15 protein-coding genes are annotated in these 15,904 nt (G+C 63.1%); 5 read left to right on the top strand and 10 right to left on the bottom strand.

From position 1 onward, the window contains the following. The first annotated feature begins 60 nt into the window (after positions 1–60). Both serB and ACZYGA_RS00990 read left to right on the top strand, forming a co-directional pair. Positions 61–1,272, top strand: a complete 1,212-nt coding sequence (gene serB, locus ACZYGA_RS00995) for a phosphoserine phosphatase SerB (protein ID WP_077374242.1) — start codon at positions 61–63, stop codon at positions 1,270–1,272. A gap of 221 nt (positions 1,273–1,493) precedes the next feature. After that, positions 1,494–1,742 (top strand): TIGR02647 family protein, encoded by a 249-nt coding sequence (locus ACZYGA_RS00990; RefSeq protein ID WP_077374239.1) that lies wholly within the window; start codon positions 1,494–1,496, stop codon positions 1,740–1,742. A 107-nt stretch (positions 1,743–1,849) separates the two neighbouring features. Here ACZYGA_RS00990 and ACZYGA_RS00985 read toward each other — a convergent pair whose 3' ends face one another. Both ACZYGA_RS00985 and epmB read right to left on the bottom strand, forming a co-directional pair. Continuing rightward, on the bottom strand, positions 1,850–2,209 hold the full coding sequence (locus tag ACZYGA_RS00985; RefSeq protein ID WP_077374236.1) for a 5-carboxymethyl-2-hydroxymuconate Delta-isomerase: 360 nt from the start codon (positions 2,207–2,209) through the stop codon (positions 1,850–1,852). 161 nt (positions 2,210–2,370) lie between these two features. Further along, positions 2,371–3,537: an EF-P beta-lysylation protein EpmB gene (gene epmB / locus ACZYGA_RS00980; RefSeq protein WP_404625215.1), complete on the bottom strand. Its 1,167-nt coding sequence runs from the start codon at positions 3,535–3,537 to the stop codon at positions 2,371–2,373. Positions 3,538–3,630: 93 nt separating this feature from the next. Here epmB and efp point away from each other — a divergent pair, with 93 nt between their 5' ends. After that, positions 3,631–4,197: an elongation factor P gene (gene efp / locus ACZYGA_RS00975; RefSeq protein WP_077374233.1), complete on the top strand. Its 567-nt coding sequence runs from the start codon at positions 3,631–3,633 to the stop codon at positions 4,195–4,197. 120 nt (positions 4,198–4,317) lie between these two features. Further along, complete coding sequence (gene epmA / locus ACZYGA_RS00970; protein WP_404625217.1) at positions 4,318–5,394, top strand: EF-P lysine aminoacylase EpmA; 1,077 nt, start codon at positions 4,318–4,320, stop codon at positions 5,392–5,394. 484 nt (positions 5,395–5,878) lie between these two features. Here epmA and asd read toward each other — a convergent pair whose 3' ends face one another. Both asd and ACZYGA_RS00960 read right to left on the bottom strand, forming a co-directional pair. After that, the gene (asd, locus tag ACZYGA_RS00965) at positions 5,879–6,787 is read right to left on the bottom strand and encodes an archaetidylserine decarboxylase (protein ID WP_289864878.1); all 909 of its coding nucleotides are present in this window, start codon (positions 6,785–6,787) and stop codon (positions 5,879–5,881) included. A gap of 154 nt (positions 6,788–6,941) precedes the next feature. After that, positions 6,942–7,835, bottom strand: a complete 894-nt coding sequence (locus ACZYGA_RS00960; protein ID WP_077374227.1) for a sulfurtransferase — start codon at positions 7,833–7,835, stop codon at positions 6,942–6,944. Between the two features lie 477 nt (positions 7,836–8,312). Between ACZYGA_RS00960 and ACZYGA_RS00955 the strand changes: the two genes are divergently transcribed. Beyond that, entirely contained in the window at positions 8,313–9,647 is a 1,335-nt protein-coding gene (locus ACZYGA_RS00955) for an NCS2 family permease (RefSeq protein WP_404625220.1), read from the top strand. Positions 9,648–9,747: 100 nt separating this feature from the next. Here the strand turns inward: ACZYGA_RS00955 and ACZYGA_RS00950 are convergent, their stop codons facing one another. From ACZYGA_RS00950 to rsxD, 6 genes are all read right to left on the bottom strand, one after another. Further along, positions 9,748–10,035 (bottom strand): hypothetical protein, encoded by a 288-nt coding sequence (locus ACZYGA_RS00950; protein WP_077374218.1) that lies wholly within the window; start codon positions 10,033–10,035, stop codon positions 9,748–9,750. Positions 10,036–10,206: 171 nt separating this feature from the next. Beyond that, positions 10,207–12,414 (bottom strand): EAL domain-containing protein, encoded by a 2,208-nt coding sequence (locus ACZYGA_RS00945; RefSeq protein ID WP_404625221.1) that lies wholly within the window; start codon positions 12,412–12,414, stop codon positions 10,207–10,209. A gap of 149 nt (positions 12,415–12,563) precedes the next feature. Then, positions 12,564–13,199 (bottom strand): endonuclease III, encoded by a 636-nt coding sequence (gene nth / locus ACZYGA_RS00940; RefSeq protein WP_077374212.1) that lies wholly within the window; start codon positions 13,197–13,199, stop codon positions 12,564–12,566. 134 nt (positions 13,200–13,333) lie between these two features. After that, the gene (locus ACZYGA_RS00935) at positions 13,334–14,044 is read right to left on the bottom strand and encodes an electron transport complex subunit E (RefSeq protein WP_084208213.1); all 711 of its coding nucleotides are present in this window, start codon (positions 14,042–14,044) and stop codon (positions 13,334–13,336) included. Further along, positions 14,037–14,816, bottom strand: coding sequence for an electron transport complex subunit RsxG (gene rsxG, locus ACZYGA_RS00930; RefSeq protein WP_404625223.1), 780 nt, complete (start codon positions 14,814–14,816; stop codon positions 14,037–14,039). The genes ACZYGA_RS00935 and rsxG overlap by 8 nt, the downstream gene beginning before the upstream one ends. Beyond that, positions 14,813–15,853 (bottom strand): electron transport complex subunit RsxD, encoded by a 1,041-nt coding sequence (gene rsxD, locus ACZYGA_RS00925; protein WP_404625225.1) that lies wholly within the window; start codon positions 15,851–15,853, stop codon positions 14,813–14,815. Before rsxD ends, rsxG begins: the two co-directional genes overlap by 4 nt. Positions 15,854–15,904 lie beyond the last annotated feature (51 nt).

The following is a 15,904-nucleotide window of genomic DNA, read 5'->3' as shown; positions in this document are numbered from 1 at the left end:
AGTGGCGAGCTGCCCTGGAGGTAACCTCTTGATGATTCATTGCTCAGGAACGATTTTCCGATGACACAACGTATCTTGATCCGCGCCACCGGTGCGGCTCGTCCGGGACAGCTGGCAGGGCTCGGTCAGGCGCTGGCCCGCAGTGGCGCACGTCTGCTGGATATCAACCAGAGCGTGACCTTCGGGCTTGTGTCGCTGGAAGCGCTGGTGGCACTGGAGGCGCAGTCCGAACTGGAAGCGGCGCTGAGTGCTGCCGGGGAACAGCTGGGACTGGATGTGCAGGCCGTGCAGGTCGGCGCCGAGGAATATGCACGCTGGAGCCATCAGCTGGAGCGCCCGCGCTGGATTCTGACGCTGCTGGCGCCGCGGCTGCCGGCGGGCATTCTCGCCGAGGTCGGCGGCCTGACGGCGGAATTCGGTATCACCGTCGAGCTGATGCATCGCCTGTCGGGGCGTGAACCGCTGGATGGCGAGTCACCGGCCGAAGGCGCCTGTGTCGAGTGCTGGCTGCGCCTGCCGGAGCACGAGACCGACATCAATGCGCTGCGCGAGAAGGCGCTGGCGCTGGGCGCGCTGCATGGTGTCGATATCGCGATCCAGGAAGACGATATCTGGCGTCGTCATCGCCGCCTGATCTGCTTCGACATGGATTCGACCCTGATCAAGACCGAGGTGATCGATGAGCTGGCGCGTCGTCATGGTGTCGGCGAGGAAGTCTCGCAAGTCACCGAGCGTGCCATGCGCGGTGAGCTGGACTTCCAGGAAAGCTTCCGTGAGCGAATGAGCAAGCTCAAGGGGCTGGACGAGTCGGTGCTGGCGGAGATCGCCGCCAACCTGCCGCTGATGGATGGGGTCGAGCGTCTGATGGCCAATCTCAAGGCGCTGGGCTATCGCACCGCGATTCTCTCCGGTGGCTTCACCTACTTCGCGCGTCACCTCCAGCAGCTGCTGGGCTTCGATGAGATCCACGCCAACGAGCTGGTGATCGTCGATGGCAAGGTGACCGGTGAGGTGCGTGAGCCTATCGTCGATGCCGAGCGCAAGGCGCTGCTGCTGCGCGAGATCGCCGAGCGTCACGGCCTGCGCATGGAGCAGACCATCGCCGTCGGGGATGGTGCCAACGACCTCAAGATGCTTGCTGAAGCGGGGCTGGGCATCGCCTTCCGCGCCAAGCCGCTGGTACGTGAACAGGCGCGTCAGTCGATCTCGACGCTGGGGCTTGATGCCGTGCTCTATCTAATGGGCTACCGCCAGCAGGACCTCAAGCACTGAGTCTGCAGTGAGTGCCTGACGGTGCCTCATCGAAAACGCCCTCACCGCGGTTGCGGTGGGGGCGTTTTCGATGTTCGGGGCGGATGGGACGGGGCCTAGTCCCAAAGCAGCAGGGTGGTTTTGCGCACGGTGACTAGACTGGTGACAGACGCCGACGACTCGGAGTCTGTCTGTTGTCGCCCTCCCAAAACGCCATTCGCCACGCCGTCAGGAGTTTGCCCATGCCGTCACCCTATGACGATGAACTGCACCTGCTGTGTCTGTTCCCGCATGACGCCGCCCTCAAGGGCTTGAAGATTCGCCACGATGCCAGTCCTGATATGGTCGCTGCGGCAGAACGTCTGCACGCCAAGGGCCTGACCACGCTGCCCGATGGTGGCTATCTGACCTCCGTGGGTCGTGAGGCTGCCGAGCATGCCCATCGTCTGAACGATCTGCTGCACGTTCCCCAGGCCATGACAGGGACCTGAACACCGCGCATGAGCCCCGGATACGGCGATATACGGGGCAGGTGCAATAACGCAAGACGCCCCGCGGCAGCCTGCCGGCGGGGCGTCTTGCGTTATTGCCTGAGGGGTCAGGCCTTGTGCTTGCGATAGGTCGCGCGCGTGATCTCGACGATCTCCACGCTGACCTCGCGAGCGGCCTCGCAGTGCGGCTTGAGGGCTTCCATCAGGATGTCCGCCAGACGCGACTTGTCGTCATCGCTTCGGCCTTCCAGCTGATGGCAGTGAAGGTTGACGAAGCCATGCTTGTGCGCCAGCGGTGCCTGATTGCCCGCCAGGCGCCAGTGACGCCAGCTTTCCGCGCGCACCTTGATGTCGCTTTCCTTGAACAGGCCGCTTTGCATGGCGGCGGCATGCAGGTCATCCATGATCGCGTCCATGTCGAGGCTGGGGGCCAGACTGTCGGCATAATCAATGACGAGATGAGGCATGTGATGGGCTCCTTGAGCGTGGCCACGCCTCTTGGGGCGTGTGCCGATGGTGATGATGGCCAGCGATTCTAGCGAAATGGGGCCGCGATGGTAGCAGATTTTCGCAAGCGCACCGCGCATGGCGCAGTGCTGACCTCAAGGTCTGATCTCATCGGTGGATTTCAACTGCGGGCAATCAGCGTGGCTCTCGTCGGGTCCGGATGGTCATCATGGCCGACAGTCTGGGCGTGGTCTGCGAGGTGGCCCGGGGAGTGAGCGCCACTCAGGGGCGTCTTGGAGCGGCGCCCGGGGATCTCGCGCACCAGACGTGGCATCAGGAAGCCGGGCAGATGCTCCAGCAGTGCCTCCATCAGGGCGCAGGCGTCTTCATCGCTGACCGCGAAGTGGGCGGCGCCCTGGACGGGGTCGAAGGCATGCAGGTAGTAGGGCAGCACCCCGCACTCGAACAGTCGCTCGGCGAGGGACGTCTGCGTTTCCACCGAGTCATTGACGCCGCGCAGGATGACGCTCTGGTTGAGCAGGGTGACCCCGGCTGCCTTGAGGCGTGTCATGGCCGCGGCGACCTCCGTGTCCAGCTCGTTGGCGTGGTTGCTGTGGATGACCAGCACCTTCTGCAGTCGCGTCGCCTTCAGCCAGTCCAGCAGCTCGGCATTGACGCGATCCGGTATCACCACCGGCAGGCGGGTGTGGATACGCAGACGCTTGAGATGCGGTATCTCGCCCAATGATTCCACCAGCCAGGCCAGTCGCCTGTCGGGAGACACGAGCGGGTCGCCACCCGAGAGGATGACCTCGTGGATGCGCTCATCGGCGCGCAGGTAGTCGAGAATGTCCTGCCATTGCGCGCGGCTGGGCTGGTGGTCTTCATAGGGAAAATGGCGCCGGAAACAATAGCGGCAATTGATCGCGCAGCCACCGCTGGCCATCAGCAGCACTCGGTTGGTGTACTTGTGGATCAGTCCCGGGAGCGGGGTGTGCTCCGCTTCTTCCAGCGGGTCGGTGACATAGCCGTCGAGCACGTCCGTCTCGCTGTCCAGTGGCAACACTTGGCGCAGCAGCGGGTCATTCGGGTCTTGGGGGCGGATGCGACTGGCATAGGCCTCGGGAACGCGGATCGAGAACAGGGCATGGCCGTCTCTGGCGCCGGGAAGCCATTCGTGATCCAGTCCCAGGCGGTCCAGCAGCGCCTCGGGAGAGCGAATGACGTCGCGCAGCTGTGCACGCCAGTCACCGCGCGGACTCGAGTGGAGTGCGAGGGGTGTCACATCGTGACTTTCGCACGTCTCATGCGTGATGGTATGCAAGGATGGCGAGGTTCGGGTTATCATGCGCATCACTTCTTAGTCATGGTTGCTGCCCGTGAGGCGGCAATCTGGAATTCATGGCGGGCAAGACCCGTTAACGAGTCGAGAGCGAGCAAGATGGCCAATTATTCTACCAACGAATTCAAGTCCGGTCTGAAAGTGATGCTGGACAATGACCCCTGTGCCATCGTTGACAATGAGCTGGTCAAGCCGGGCAAGGGGCAGGCCTTCAATCGCGTCAAGCTGCGCAACCTGAAGACCGGTCGTGTGTGGGAGCGGACGTTCAAGTCCGGTGAGAGCATCGAAGCTGCCGACGTCATGGAAGTCGACATGGAATACCTCTACACCGACGGGGAAATGTGGCACTTCATGCGTACCGATGGCTCCTTCGAGCAGTATGCCGTCGATGGCAAGGCGCTGGGCGACAACATCAAGTGGCTGAAAGAGCAGGTCGTCTACACCATCACGCTGTGGAATGACAACGCGATCGCGGTGACTCCGCCGAACTTCATCGAGCTGGAAGTCGTCGAGACGGATCCGGGCCTCAAGGGTGACACCGCCAACGGTGGCTCCAAGCCGGCGACGCTGTCTTCCGGTGCCGTGGTGCGTGTCCCGCTGTTCATCAACCAGGGCGAAGTGCTCAAGGTCGATACGCGCAGCGCCGAGTACGTCTCGCGCGCCTGAGCCTTTTCGCTCACGTCGTGACCCCTCTGATGCCTCGCCTCGTGCGGGGCATCATCGTTTGTGCCGGTCAATCCTGCAGGCTGGCCACTGTTCCTTGCTGATCCACTCGTCGAGCTCGCCATGTCAGACGTCGATATTCCCTCTGATTCTCCCCAGCCCCCCTTGCCGCAAGACTGGGCGCCCACTGCGACGCGAGAGCGACTCGTGCAGCGCGCACGACTGATCAATGAGGTGCGGGCCTTCTTCGCCGAGCGTGAGGTGCTGGAGGTGGAGACGCCGGTGCTGGGGCAGGCAGGCTCGACCGACGTGGGGCTGGCCTCGTTGTCATCGTCGTTGCAACTGCCCGGTGAGCGTGAACGGGTGCCGATGTGGCTGCAGACCTCGCCGGAATTCCACATGAAGCGTCTGCTGGCGGCCGGCAGCGGGCCGATCTTCCAGATCGCGCGTGCCTTCCGCGATGGTGAGGTCAGTCGTCGCCACAACCCCGAGTTCTGCATGCTGGAGTGGTATCGCCCCGGCATGAGTCTCGAGGGCCTGAGGGAAGAAACCTGTGAGCTGATCCAGCGCGTGATGGCGCTCGGGGCGCAGCTGACCGGCAAGTCGTCGCTGCTGGACACCTCTGATGCATCAGACGCCTCAGGGGCTGGTCCTGCCGTCACGGCCTACCGTGATCTCTTCCGGCGAGTGCTGTCACTGGACCCGTTCAGTGCCTCTCTGGACGAGGTACGCGCGGCATGCGGGCGTGAGTGCGCTGTCGATGCCAGTGACTGGTCCCATGAGACCTGCCTGGATGCGCTGATGAGTCTGGTGATCGAGCCGACATTGGGGCAGGGCGCCGTGGAGCTGGTGACGGACTATCCCGCGACCCAGGCGGCGCTGGCACGCAAGCATCGGGATGCTGAAGGGGATTGGGTGGCCTCGCGTTTCGAGGCGTATGTCGCAGGGATCGAGTTGGCCAACGGTTACGATGAGCTGACCGATGCCGCCGAACAGGCATCGCGCTTCGCGGCTGACAATGCCGAGCGTCATGCGGCAGGCCTGCCGCAGGTCGCGGCAGACCAGCGCCTGGTGGCCGCCTTGCACGCCGGGATGCCGGCAGGCAGCGGTGTGGCGCTGGGGCTGGATCGTCTGATCATGCTGGCACTGGGTGAGCGTGATATTGCCGCAGTGGTTGCCTTTCCGGCAGCACGTGCTTGAGGTGTCTCGTTGCTCGCAAGCAATTGCGTTTATCTTTGACACGCTAGGGACATCTGAGTCGTCTAGACTGCAGGTATCAGACAGGGAGTCTGATGTCGTCATACCGGCGTCGTAGCGGGGCAGACATTCCCTCTGGGTACCTGCTCCATCGATCGGCACGGGGTGAGGCGATTCACATGACCGAAGGAGTGGCTGTCGGGCGCCTTTCATCGGGCATGGTGACAAGGTGTCGACAGGGGTTTCGCATGAGCTTCTCGGAGCCGCTCATGAGAGATTCCGGCAGTAGAGCCTCAAGAGAACTACGCCATTCAGGGAGGAAGACTCGCAGTTGGACGAACAGGCATGTCCAGGCACGTTGGCGAGATGCTGACGTGCAAGGATGCCAGAGGGGGCCGGTTGATACTGGTGCCTCAGTTGAAAAGGGAAGCCTGGCGGCTTCCCTTTTTTATGTGTCATCCATTGCCTTCGGCAGCGCTCCTGCCTGTCATTCGCTGTCTGGCGCGAAGTTTTTTTCATCGCCGAGGGCCGACTCGTCAACGACCTGCGACTCGCAGGAGGCTGGCCGCATGCCGAGTGACTGCCCCATGCTGACCTTCTGGCCCGGCATCAGGGTGTCATCGAACTCGACGCTGTCCGGGAAGCACATCACCACGGTGGAGCCGAGCTGGAAGCGACCCATCTCGGCGCCCCGTGCCAGCTCGATGAGTTGATCGAAGCGGGTCGTCTCGACATCGCCGGACAGTGGCGTGACCTGGCCGCTCCACACGGTCTTGATCGCCGCGACGATCATCGCGCCGACCAGCACCATGGCCATCGGGCCGTGTTCGGTCTCGAAGATGCAGACCAGGCGCTCATTGCGGGCGAAGAGGCCCGGCACATGCGTGGCGGTGGCTTCATTGACCGAGAACAGGCGTCCCGGCACGTAGGCCATCTCCACCAGGCGGCCCGCCAGGGGCATGTGGACGCGGTGATAGTCCTTCGGTGACAGATAGACGGTAGCGAAGCGGCCGTTGCGGAAGGGGGCGGCACGCTCCTCGCTGCCACCCAGCAGCTGGGTCAGCGAGAAGGCCTGACCCTTGGCCTGCACCAGGGTGCCGTGGCTGATGGCTCCGAACTGCGACAGCACACCATCGGCAGGCGAGACGAGTCCTTCCTCGATGGGGCGGGCCTCTTGCTTGAGGGCACGGGTGAAGAAGTCGTTGAAGCAGGCGTAGGCGCGCGGATTCTCCTCGAGCGCCTCGCTCATGTTGACGTCGTAGGCCTTAATGAAACGTTCGATGAAGGTGTTCTTGACCCACGGGTTCTCGCAGGCGGCGATGCGCCCGATGAGGCGTGAGATCAGGTGCTGGGGTAACGGGTATTGGCTCAGAGAAAACAGCTTGGCACGATCCACGATGTTGATCCTTGCAGAAAAGAGAAGCCCGCCCCGAAGGGCGGGCGCTGACCAACGAGATGGCGGCCAGCAGGCTGGCAGCACCTTAGCCCATCGTCATTGGCCGCTCAAGCGCGGGGGCAGGCAGGGGCAGCAGCGAGCCCCCTCCAGCCGCTCAGCGTTCTATCGGCGTGTCCTCGCGATTGCCCCATTCCTTCCAGGAACCGGGATAGGCGCGAATGTCCTCGAACCCCAGTGCACGCCCCACCAGCCAGGTCAGGCCTGAGCGGTGGTGGCTCTGGCAGTGCGTCACCACATGCTGCTCGGGACTGATGCCTCGCGCGCCCAGCTCGGTGATCAGCTCGGCATAGTCACGAATGCGCAGGTCGCGCTCGCGGTCCATGGCCTCGGTCCACTCGAAGTGCACGGCGCCGGGGATATGGCCAAGGCGCGCGTTCTGGCCTTTTTCTCCGCGATACTCCTCCAGTGAACGGGCATCCCACACCACGACCTTCTCCTCGGGGGCCTCGGCGGACAGGCGCTCGAGAATGTCCTCGCGGGTCGCCATCACGCTGGTATCGACATAGGCGGCGTGATATTCACTGGCCTGCCATTCGCTGGCAGCCTCACTCAGGGCAAGTCCTTCACCCTGCCAGGCATGCAGACCGCCGTTGAGATAACTGAAGCGCGTGTGGCCCAGCAGCGCGAGGGTCCACAGCAGACGACCTGCCCAGCCACCGCCTTCGTCGTCATAGGCGACGACATGGCTGTCCCGCGTGATGCCCAGCTCGGACATGATGTCGGACAGCGCCTGTGGGCTCGGCACGCCGGGGATCTCGTCCTCGTTGCTGCCGACCAGGCGCTTGAAGTCGAGCAGGCGTGCACCGGGCACATGACTGGCATGACTCTCGGCCTTGAGCGGAACATCGACGATCACGATGTCCGGGTGGTCAAGCAGCGGCAGCAGCTGCGCAGGCTCGACGATCAAGGGCAGCAGGTTCTGCTCGGAGCTGAACGAGGCGGAGGCCGTCGGGTCGCAAGACGTTGACTGGGAAGAGGAGGGTGACATGGCGTGGTCCTTGCTTCATCGATGGGGATGATCCTTGTGAGCATCATGGCATGCCGGCGGCTAGTGGCGTCAAGTCGCGGCTTGCGGGGCAGATGGCGGACGCCAGGCGGTAGATGGCAGGCACTGCCATGCGCCGCTGCAGCGGTCCTAGCGAGAAACGCTCAATTCGTGCTGACTTTGCGTCTATAATGCTGCCCGTCACATGTCGGGCGAAGAATGTGACGCGCAAGTGGTGGCGAGCGCTGGTCGTCATCCACAGCGTCATGCACGGAGACGGTGCGTCATTCGCAGTGCCTTGCGCTGGTGCCATGCTCTGGCGCATCAGTGCCTTGCACTGCGACGGCTGTCCGTCCCTGCCTGTCAGGGACGAATCGCCACATCCGGCAGTGTCCTGCAAAGCACACAGCCTCTGAAACGCCTGCAGTGAAATCCGTCTTGTCTCCAACCAATCGCGACCTAGTCCACGGGAGTCTCACCTTGTTCGAGCGCCTCTTTTCACTTCGCGCCGAAGGCACCACGACGCGCACGGAAGTGCTGGCAGGCATTGCCACCTTCTTGGCTTCGATGTACATCATCGTGGTCAATCCCGGCATCCTGTCCGCTACGGGCATGCCGTTCAGTGCCGCACTGACCGCCACCGTGCTGGTCAGCTTCTTCGGCAGCCTGATGATGGGACTGTACGCCCGCAATCCGATCCTGGTGGCACCGGGCATGGGCATCAATGCCCTGTTCGCCTACACCATGGTGCTGGGGACCGGCATGCGCTGGGAGGTCGCGCTGGGGTGCGTCTTCTGGGCGGGTGTCATCTTCGCCATCCTGGCGCTGTTCAACGTGCGACGTCTGGTCATCGATGCGATTCCCGCTCAGCTGCGCTATGCGATTGCCTGCGGTATCGGCCTGTTCATCACCCTGATCGGGCTGGTGAATGCCAAGCTGATCGTGTCCAACCCCGTCACCGTGGTCAGTGTCGCCCCCATGACGCCCTCGCTGGTGATCTTCATGATCGGGCTGGCGCTGACGGCGGTTCTAGTCGCCAGACGTATCCATGGCGCCTTGATCATCGGCATCGTGGCGACCACCCTGATGGCGGCCACCATCGGCCGTCTGTGGGGGGACGGGACTGCCTACTTCCCGCCCGAGATCGCGCAGCCGATGCTGGTCAACTTCACCGGCATCTTCGCGGCACCTGATTTCAGCGGCCTGCTGGCACTGGATTTCATGGGCTCGCTGAAGATCGCCTACGTGCCCTTCATCTTCGTCATCCTGTTCACGGTGTTCTTCGATGCCCTGTCCACCTTCATGGCGGTCGCTGAGGCGGGCAATCTGAAGGATGAGAATGGTGACCCGCGCAACATCCGTCGCTCGATGATGGTCGATGCCTTCTCGGCGCTGGTCTCCGCACCGCTGGGCACCAGCCCTGCCAACGCCTATATCGAATCGGCGGCCGGTATCAGCCAGGGTGGGCGCACCGGTCTCGTCGCCGTGGTCGTGGCGCTGTGCTTCCTGCCGTTCCTGTTCCTGGCGCCGTTGCTGTCGCTGGTGCCTGCCATCGCCACCGCGCCGGCGCTGATTCTGGTCGGCGTGTTCATGATGGAGCCGATTCGCAAGATTCACTGGCACCAGTTCGATGATGCGATTCCGGCCTTCATCGCCATGGTGATGATCCCGCTGACCTACTCCATCACCCACGGGATCGTGTTCGGCTTCCTGAGCTTCGTGATCATCAAGCTGGGGGTCGGCAAGGCGCGGGAGATTCGCCCGACCATGTGGGTGCTGTTCGCGCTGTCGATCCTGCTGTTGCTGGAAGGCTGAGGGGACGCGTTTGCGTCGGACGCCTTCTCTCGGTCGAGAACGAAAAAATCCCGCCAGTCTTGGACTGGCGGGATTTTTTGTGGCCGATGAGATGGCACGATCAGGCGATCATCCAGCCCAGGAAGGTCAGTCCGAGGAACACCAGCAGGATGCCGCCGATGATCGAACCTCTGAGCAGTGACGTGACGCCCTTGAACAGCAGATATAGCCCGAACACCAGGCCCAGCAGACTGAACAGGGAGGTGCTCATGCCCAGCTCACCGGCCAGACCACTGAAGAAGCCCTTGAGGGCGTCGTCGAAATTGGCGAAGAAGCCGCTCAGGCCCTCCACGATGAAGCGGATGGCGGCGCCAAGCTGAGTGCCGATCCAGTTGAAGAAGTCTTCCATTGCGCACGGTATCCGGACAGAAAAGAGGCCACAGTGTGCCATGAATGCGGCGTGGACGCTGTCGTGCTGTTGCACTGCGGCATGTGGGCCCGAGCGTCACTCCTCACTCACCTGCTCACTTTTACTCTCACTCGCACTCTCACTCCAAGTCCCACTCCCACTCTTGCACCATCAGGTGTCCAGGTACCTGGCGGTGAAATTGTCGATCCCCATGGGCTTGTCCATCAGGTAGCCCTGCAGGGCGTCGCAGCCCATCTCCAGCAGCAGCTCTCGCTGTCTGGAGGTCTCAACGCCTTCCGCCACCACGCACATGCCCAGTTCATGCCCCAGCTGCACCATGAAGTTCACCATCCGGCGGTTCATCTCGTCGTTCTCGAGATCATTGACGAAGCTGCGATCCACCTTGAGCTCATCGAAGGGCAGGTGCTTGATGTAGGTCAGCGAGGAGAAGCCGGTGCCGAAATCATCCAGTGACAGCCGCAGCCCCAGCGAGCGCAATTCATGCATGCGTGCCACCGTGGCTGGCATGTCGATCGCGAAGACATTCTCGGTCAGTTCCAGTTGCAGGTATTCAGGGGAGAGGGTGTGCTGGCTGAGCGTTCTGGCGACATTGCTGACGTAGTGCGGTGATTCCAGCTGTTTGACGCTGACATTGATAGATAGATAGAGCTCGGCGAAACCGGTGCCGTTCTGCCAGCCCGCCAGCAGCCTGCAGGCCTGTTCCAGTACCCAGTCGCCGAGGCTGTCGATCAGCTGGCTCTTCTCGGCCAGCGGGATGAATTCATAGGGGGAGATGTTGCCGAACCGAGGATGTCGCCAGCGCAACAGGCATTCAGCGCCGACCAGCTTGAGCCCTCTGTCGAATTGCGGCTGAAGCTCCATGTAAAGCTCTTCGTGCTCGATGGCGCGACGCAGGTCATTTTCCAGCTGCACGGCCCGCTCAAGCTCCACGCGCATGCTGGGGTCGAAGCGCACGGTCTGGTTGCGTCCGGCTTCCTTGGCGCGATACATCGCGATATCGGCGCGGCGGATGAGCTCCTCCGCACTCAGGGCGCGATCATGGAACATGATGCTGCCCAGACTGGCCGAGCTGTGATGATCCAGTGGCTGCGACTGCGGGTCGGAGAGCGTATAGGGCTGATTGAGCGCCTGCTGCAGACGTTCCATCAGCTCATCCAGTTCACGACAGGCTGCCTGCGGGTCATGGCTCAAGGGCTGTACCAGGATGACGAACTCGTCCCCGCCAAAGCGCGCGACAAGATCCGTCTCTCGCACCTGGCCGGTCAGACGGTGGGCCACTTCGATCAACAGATGGTCGCCGGTGGTATGCCCCAGCAGGTCATTGATCTTCTTGAAGTGATCCAGGTCGATGAAGATGAGCGCCCCGTGAGTGTCTCTGGCGTCCGTGATGATGATCGCCTGCTGCAGCGCATCAATCAGCGTGGCGCGATTGGCCAGCTTGGTGAGAGGGTCGAAGCGACTGTGCTGATGCAGCAGGGCTTCTGATTCGACGATGCGTGTGATGTCGGTGATGGAACCGATCATGCGCAGGGGGGTGCCATCATGATCTCGCTCGATCACGTCCCCCTTGTCGATGACCCAGACGACATTCCCGTCCCGTGTCAGCATGCGATGGCGATGGTAGTAGGGTGTCCCGCCTTCCAGGCAGTCCTGGATGGCGACCATGACTTCCGGCGTGTCCTCGGGATGCAGCAGGCTGGCGAACTCCTCGAGGCTGTTGTGCAGCTCGTCGTGGGGGACGTTCAGGATCTCGGACCAGCGCCGATTGTGCGTCACGGAGCTGTTGGTGATGTTCCAGTCCCAGAAGCCTTCCAGCGAGGTGTCATAGATATGATCGATATGACGGCTCTTGCGCTCATGCTCACGGACTTCCGCGGTGATGTTGTGCGCCAGCACGGCGACCAGCGGCTTGCCATGAATGTCATGGAAGGGCTGCTTGATGGAGCGGAAATGATTGATCTCGCCGGTGGTGCCGTCGGTGGCATCCTCGAAGACCTGCTCACGCTCGAACTTGCTGAGCACCTGCTCCACGCTGCGGCGGAAGAAGCGGCTCTGCTCGGTATTGCCGGTGTAATGACTGTCGTCGCGTCCGATGATGTCTTCGAGCGTGGTGCCGTAGAAGTCGGTCAGGGTGCGATTGGCGAAGCGAAACAGCCCCTTGGCATCCTTGATGAACAGGATGTCGGGATGGGTGTCGACCAGCGTGCGCAGCAGATGGTTCTCGGCTTGCAGCGCCTCGAGACGTGACGACATGGCCTGCAGTCGTGCATGCAGGCTGTCGTCGTCAGACGCTAGGGTCTCGGTGGAGACTTCTGAATGCGAAGGGTGGCGTCCCTCGGCATCGGAAGGTGCGGCCATGGCGGGTTCCCGGGGCGATGGAGATAGCCTCCAGTCTACGTTGCCGCTCGGTTGAATAGGCAGGGAGGCGGGGTCCTCGCTCAGTCAACGTTCACGCCTGCCGGCCACGCATGGTCAAGCCCCCCGATGACGCCTGATGTTCTGATGTGTTAGAGGTCTACCTTGTCCTTGTACTCGCAGAGGTCCTCGATCACGCAGCTGCCGCAGCGTGGTTTGCGTGCCACGCAGGTGTAGCGGCCATGCAGGATCAGCCAGTGATGGGCGTCGACCAGAAACTCCTTCGGTACATGGCGCATCAGCTTGTGCTCGACCTCCAGCACGTTCTTGCCCGGCGCGATTCGCGTGCGATTGGAGACGCGGAAGATGTGCGTGTCCACCGCCATGGTCGGCTGACCGAAGGCGGTGTTGAGCACCACGTTGGCGGTCTTGCGGCCCACGCCGGGCAACGCTTCCAGTGCCTCGCGGGTCTGCGGCACCTCACTTCCATGCTGCTCGATCAGCATGCGGCAGGTCTTGATGACGTTCTCGGCCTTGGTATTGAAAAGCCCGATCGTCTTGATGTACTCCTTCAGTCCCTCGACGCCCAGCGCCAAAATGCTCTCCGGGGTATTGGCGACCGGATACAGCCTGGCGGTGGCCTTGTTGACACCCACATCCGTGGCCTGGGCCGAGAGCAGGACCGCGATCAACAGCTCGAAGGGCGTCGACCACTCAAGCTCCGTGCGTGGCTCTGGATTCTCGTTGCGCAGGCGGGTGAAGATCTCGAGACGTTTCTGGGCGTTCATGGCAGCTCGGTGTCAGGTCGGCGAGGTTCGGTCAGTGTCTGTCTGGAGGAACACAGCTGGCCTCCAGACAGGGAAAAGCAGACAGGGGAAACAGACAGAATAAAGCAGGCAGGCCCGGGGCTCAGGCCCGCGTATCAGGAAATCGTGCCGGTGACGCGCACGCGACGCGAGGCCTTGGGCGCATCCACGGCTGCTGCCTTGCGGCGCTGCTCGAGGCGCTCATCGATGGTCTTCTTGCCCGCGATGATCAGTCCCATGCAGAAGAAGGCGCCGGGCGGCAGCACCAGGAACAGGAAGGAGTAGTCCGGGAACAGCGTCAGCTTCCAGTCTGCGGCCACCGGCCCGAGCAGCAGCTCCATGCCCGCAAACAGCGTGCCCTGACCGAACAGCTCGCGCATGCCGCCCAGCAGTACCAGCACGGCCATGAAGCCCAGCCCCATCATCAGCCCATCGGTGGCCGCCGGCAGCACCGGGTGCTTGGCGGCGAAGGCATCGGCACGCCCGAGAATCGCGCAGTTGGTGACGATCAGCGGAATGAAGATGCCCAGAATCTGGTAGAGCTCATAGGTATACGCCTTCATCAACAGCTCAGCGCAGGTCACGAAGGAGGCAATGATCATCACGAAGGCCGGCAGGCGTACCGCCGACGGCACCAGATTGCGGATCAGTGACACCGCCACGTTGGAGCCGACCAACACCAGCAGGGTGGCAAGTCCCAGGCCGATGGCATTGACGACGCTGGCGGTGACGGCCAGCAGCGGACACAGGCCCAGCAGCTGTACCAGCGCCGGGTTGTTGTCCCACAGGCCGTCGCGGCTGATCTTGCCAAGTGAGATATCACTCATGAGGTTCATCTCCGCCGTGTTCAGAAGTCGCTGATGGCGCAAGCGTGCCGTCAGCGGAGGGAGCGTGTGCGGTGTCCTGTGCCTCGGCGGCGCGGCGTGTCGCGGTCAGCGTCTCGCTGTCGCCGGCCAGCAGCGCCGTGCGATGCGCCATGAAGTAGATCAGAGCCTGACGCACGGCCCCCACGACTGCACGCGGGGTGATGGTCGCGCCGGTGAACTGGTCGAAGTCTCCGCCATCCTTCTGCACCTTCCACTCCACCGAGCTGAGCGTCTGGTCGTCGAACTCATGGATCCATCCGGACTTGCGGGCTTCGATCTTGTCGCCCAGCCCCGGGGTCTCGGCGTGCTTGACGGCGCGCACGCCGGCCACGCTGCCATCTGCCCGGATACCGACCAGCAGGCGGATATCGCCGCTGTAGCCCTTTCCGGTGACCACCGGCAGCAGTACCGCGACGGTCTTGCCATCCCGAGTGGCGCGCCAGCCGGTGTCGGCACTTTCCAGTCCCAGCACCTGGGAGGGCGGCAGGACGAAGGCATCGTCGAGCAGGTCATTGTCGTGCAGTGACGGCGGGATGATCTCGGCAAGCGCGGCGCTCTGGGCGGCACGCTCGTTGTCTGCGATGGTGTCGGCGGTGGTCATCTGGGTGACGGCCACTACGCCGGCGGTGACGATGGCGAACACCGCCAGGCCCGAGGCGGCCCGCGCGATGTTGTGCTTCAGGCCTCGCGCGGCCTGGGCTTGCTGTTCGGGCTGATCCGGCGTCAGGCTCATGCCTTGTCCTCCAGCTTGATGCCGCGACGGGCCTTCTTGTGGCCATAGCTGCGGGGCTGCGTGTAGTAATCGATGAACGGTACGCTGAAGTTCATCAGCAGCACCGCAAAGGCGATGGCATCCGGATAGGCACCGAAGGTGCGAATCAGATAGATCAGCACGCCGATACCCGCGCCGTAGTAGAGCTTGCCCTTGTTGGAGGTCGCCGCCGTGACGGGGTCGGTGGCGATGAAGAAGGCACCGAAGATCGCCGCGCCGCATAGCAGGTGGAACAGCGGGCTGGCATGCTGATCGCCCTCCATCAAGAAGAAGATGCCCGAGATCACGCTCAGGCTGCCCAGCATCGCCACCGGGATATGCCAGGTGATCAGGCGACGTGCCAGCAGCACCAGGCCGCCGAGGCCCCAGGCGATGGCGGTCTGCTGCCAGGCCAGCAGGTTGGCGGCGGGCAGCAGGCTCGGGTCGGCCCAGAACTCGCTGCTGGAAAGCTCGCCCTTGTTGCGGAAGGCGTCCAGCGGTGTGGCGCCGGTCAGGGCATCCGGCGTGGCGATCATGCCGAAGGACTGCCTGAGGCTGTCGGCGAAGCCGAGCGTGAAGCCATCGGGGGCCGACCAGCGTGACATCTCGACCGGGAAAGAGATCAGCAGCAGCGCATAGGCGACCATCGCCGGATTGAACGGATTCTGGCCCAGGCCGCCGTAGAGCTGCTTGGCGACCACGATGGCCGCGACCACTCCGGTCAGTACCAGCCACCAGGGGGCCAGCGGCGGCAGCGAGACGGCCAGCAGCACGCAGGTGACGAGCGCCGAGTTGTCCTTGAGGAAGAAGCTGACCGGCCGTCCGCGCAGCTTGAGCAACAGCGCCTCGAGCGCGATGCCGGTCAGGCAGGCGAAGACGAGATTGAACAGCACGCCCCAGCCATAGTGCCAGCAGAGTACGGCGATGCCCGGCAGCGTGGCAGCCAGCACCCAGGCCATCACGCGCGAGGTGGCGGTGGGGCCGTGGGCATGGGGAGAGCTTGCGTGCATCAGGCTCATGAGGCGTTCAGATCCTTGCGGTAAATGGACAATGACGTGTGGCGTGCGGTG

This window comes from Cobetia sp. BL01, assembly GCF_056493605.1.
This window is presented reverse-complemented; position numbering and strand designations above follow the sequence as displayed.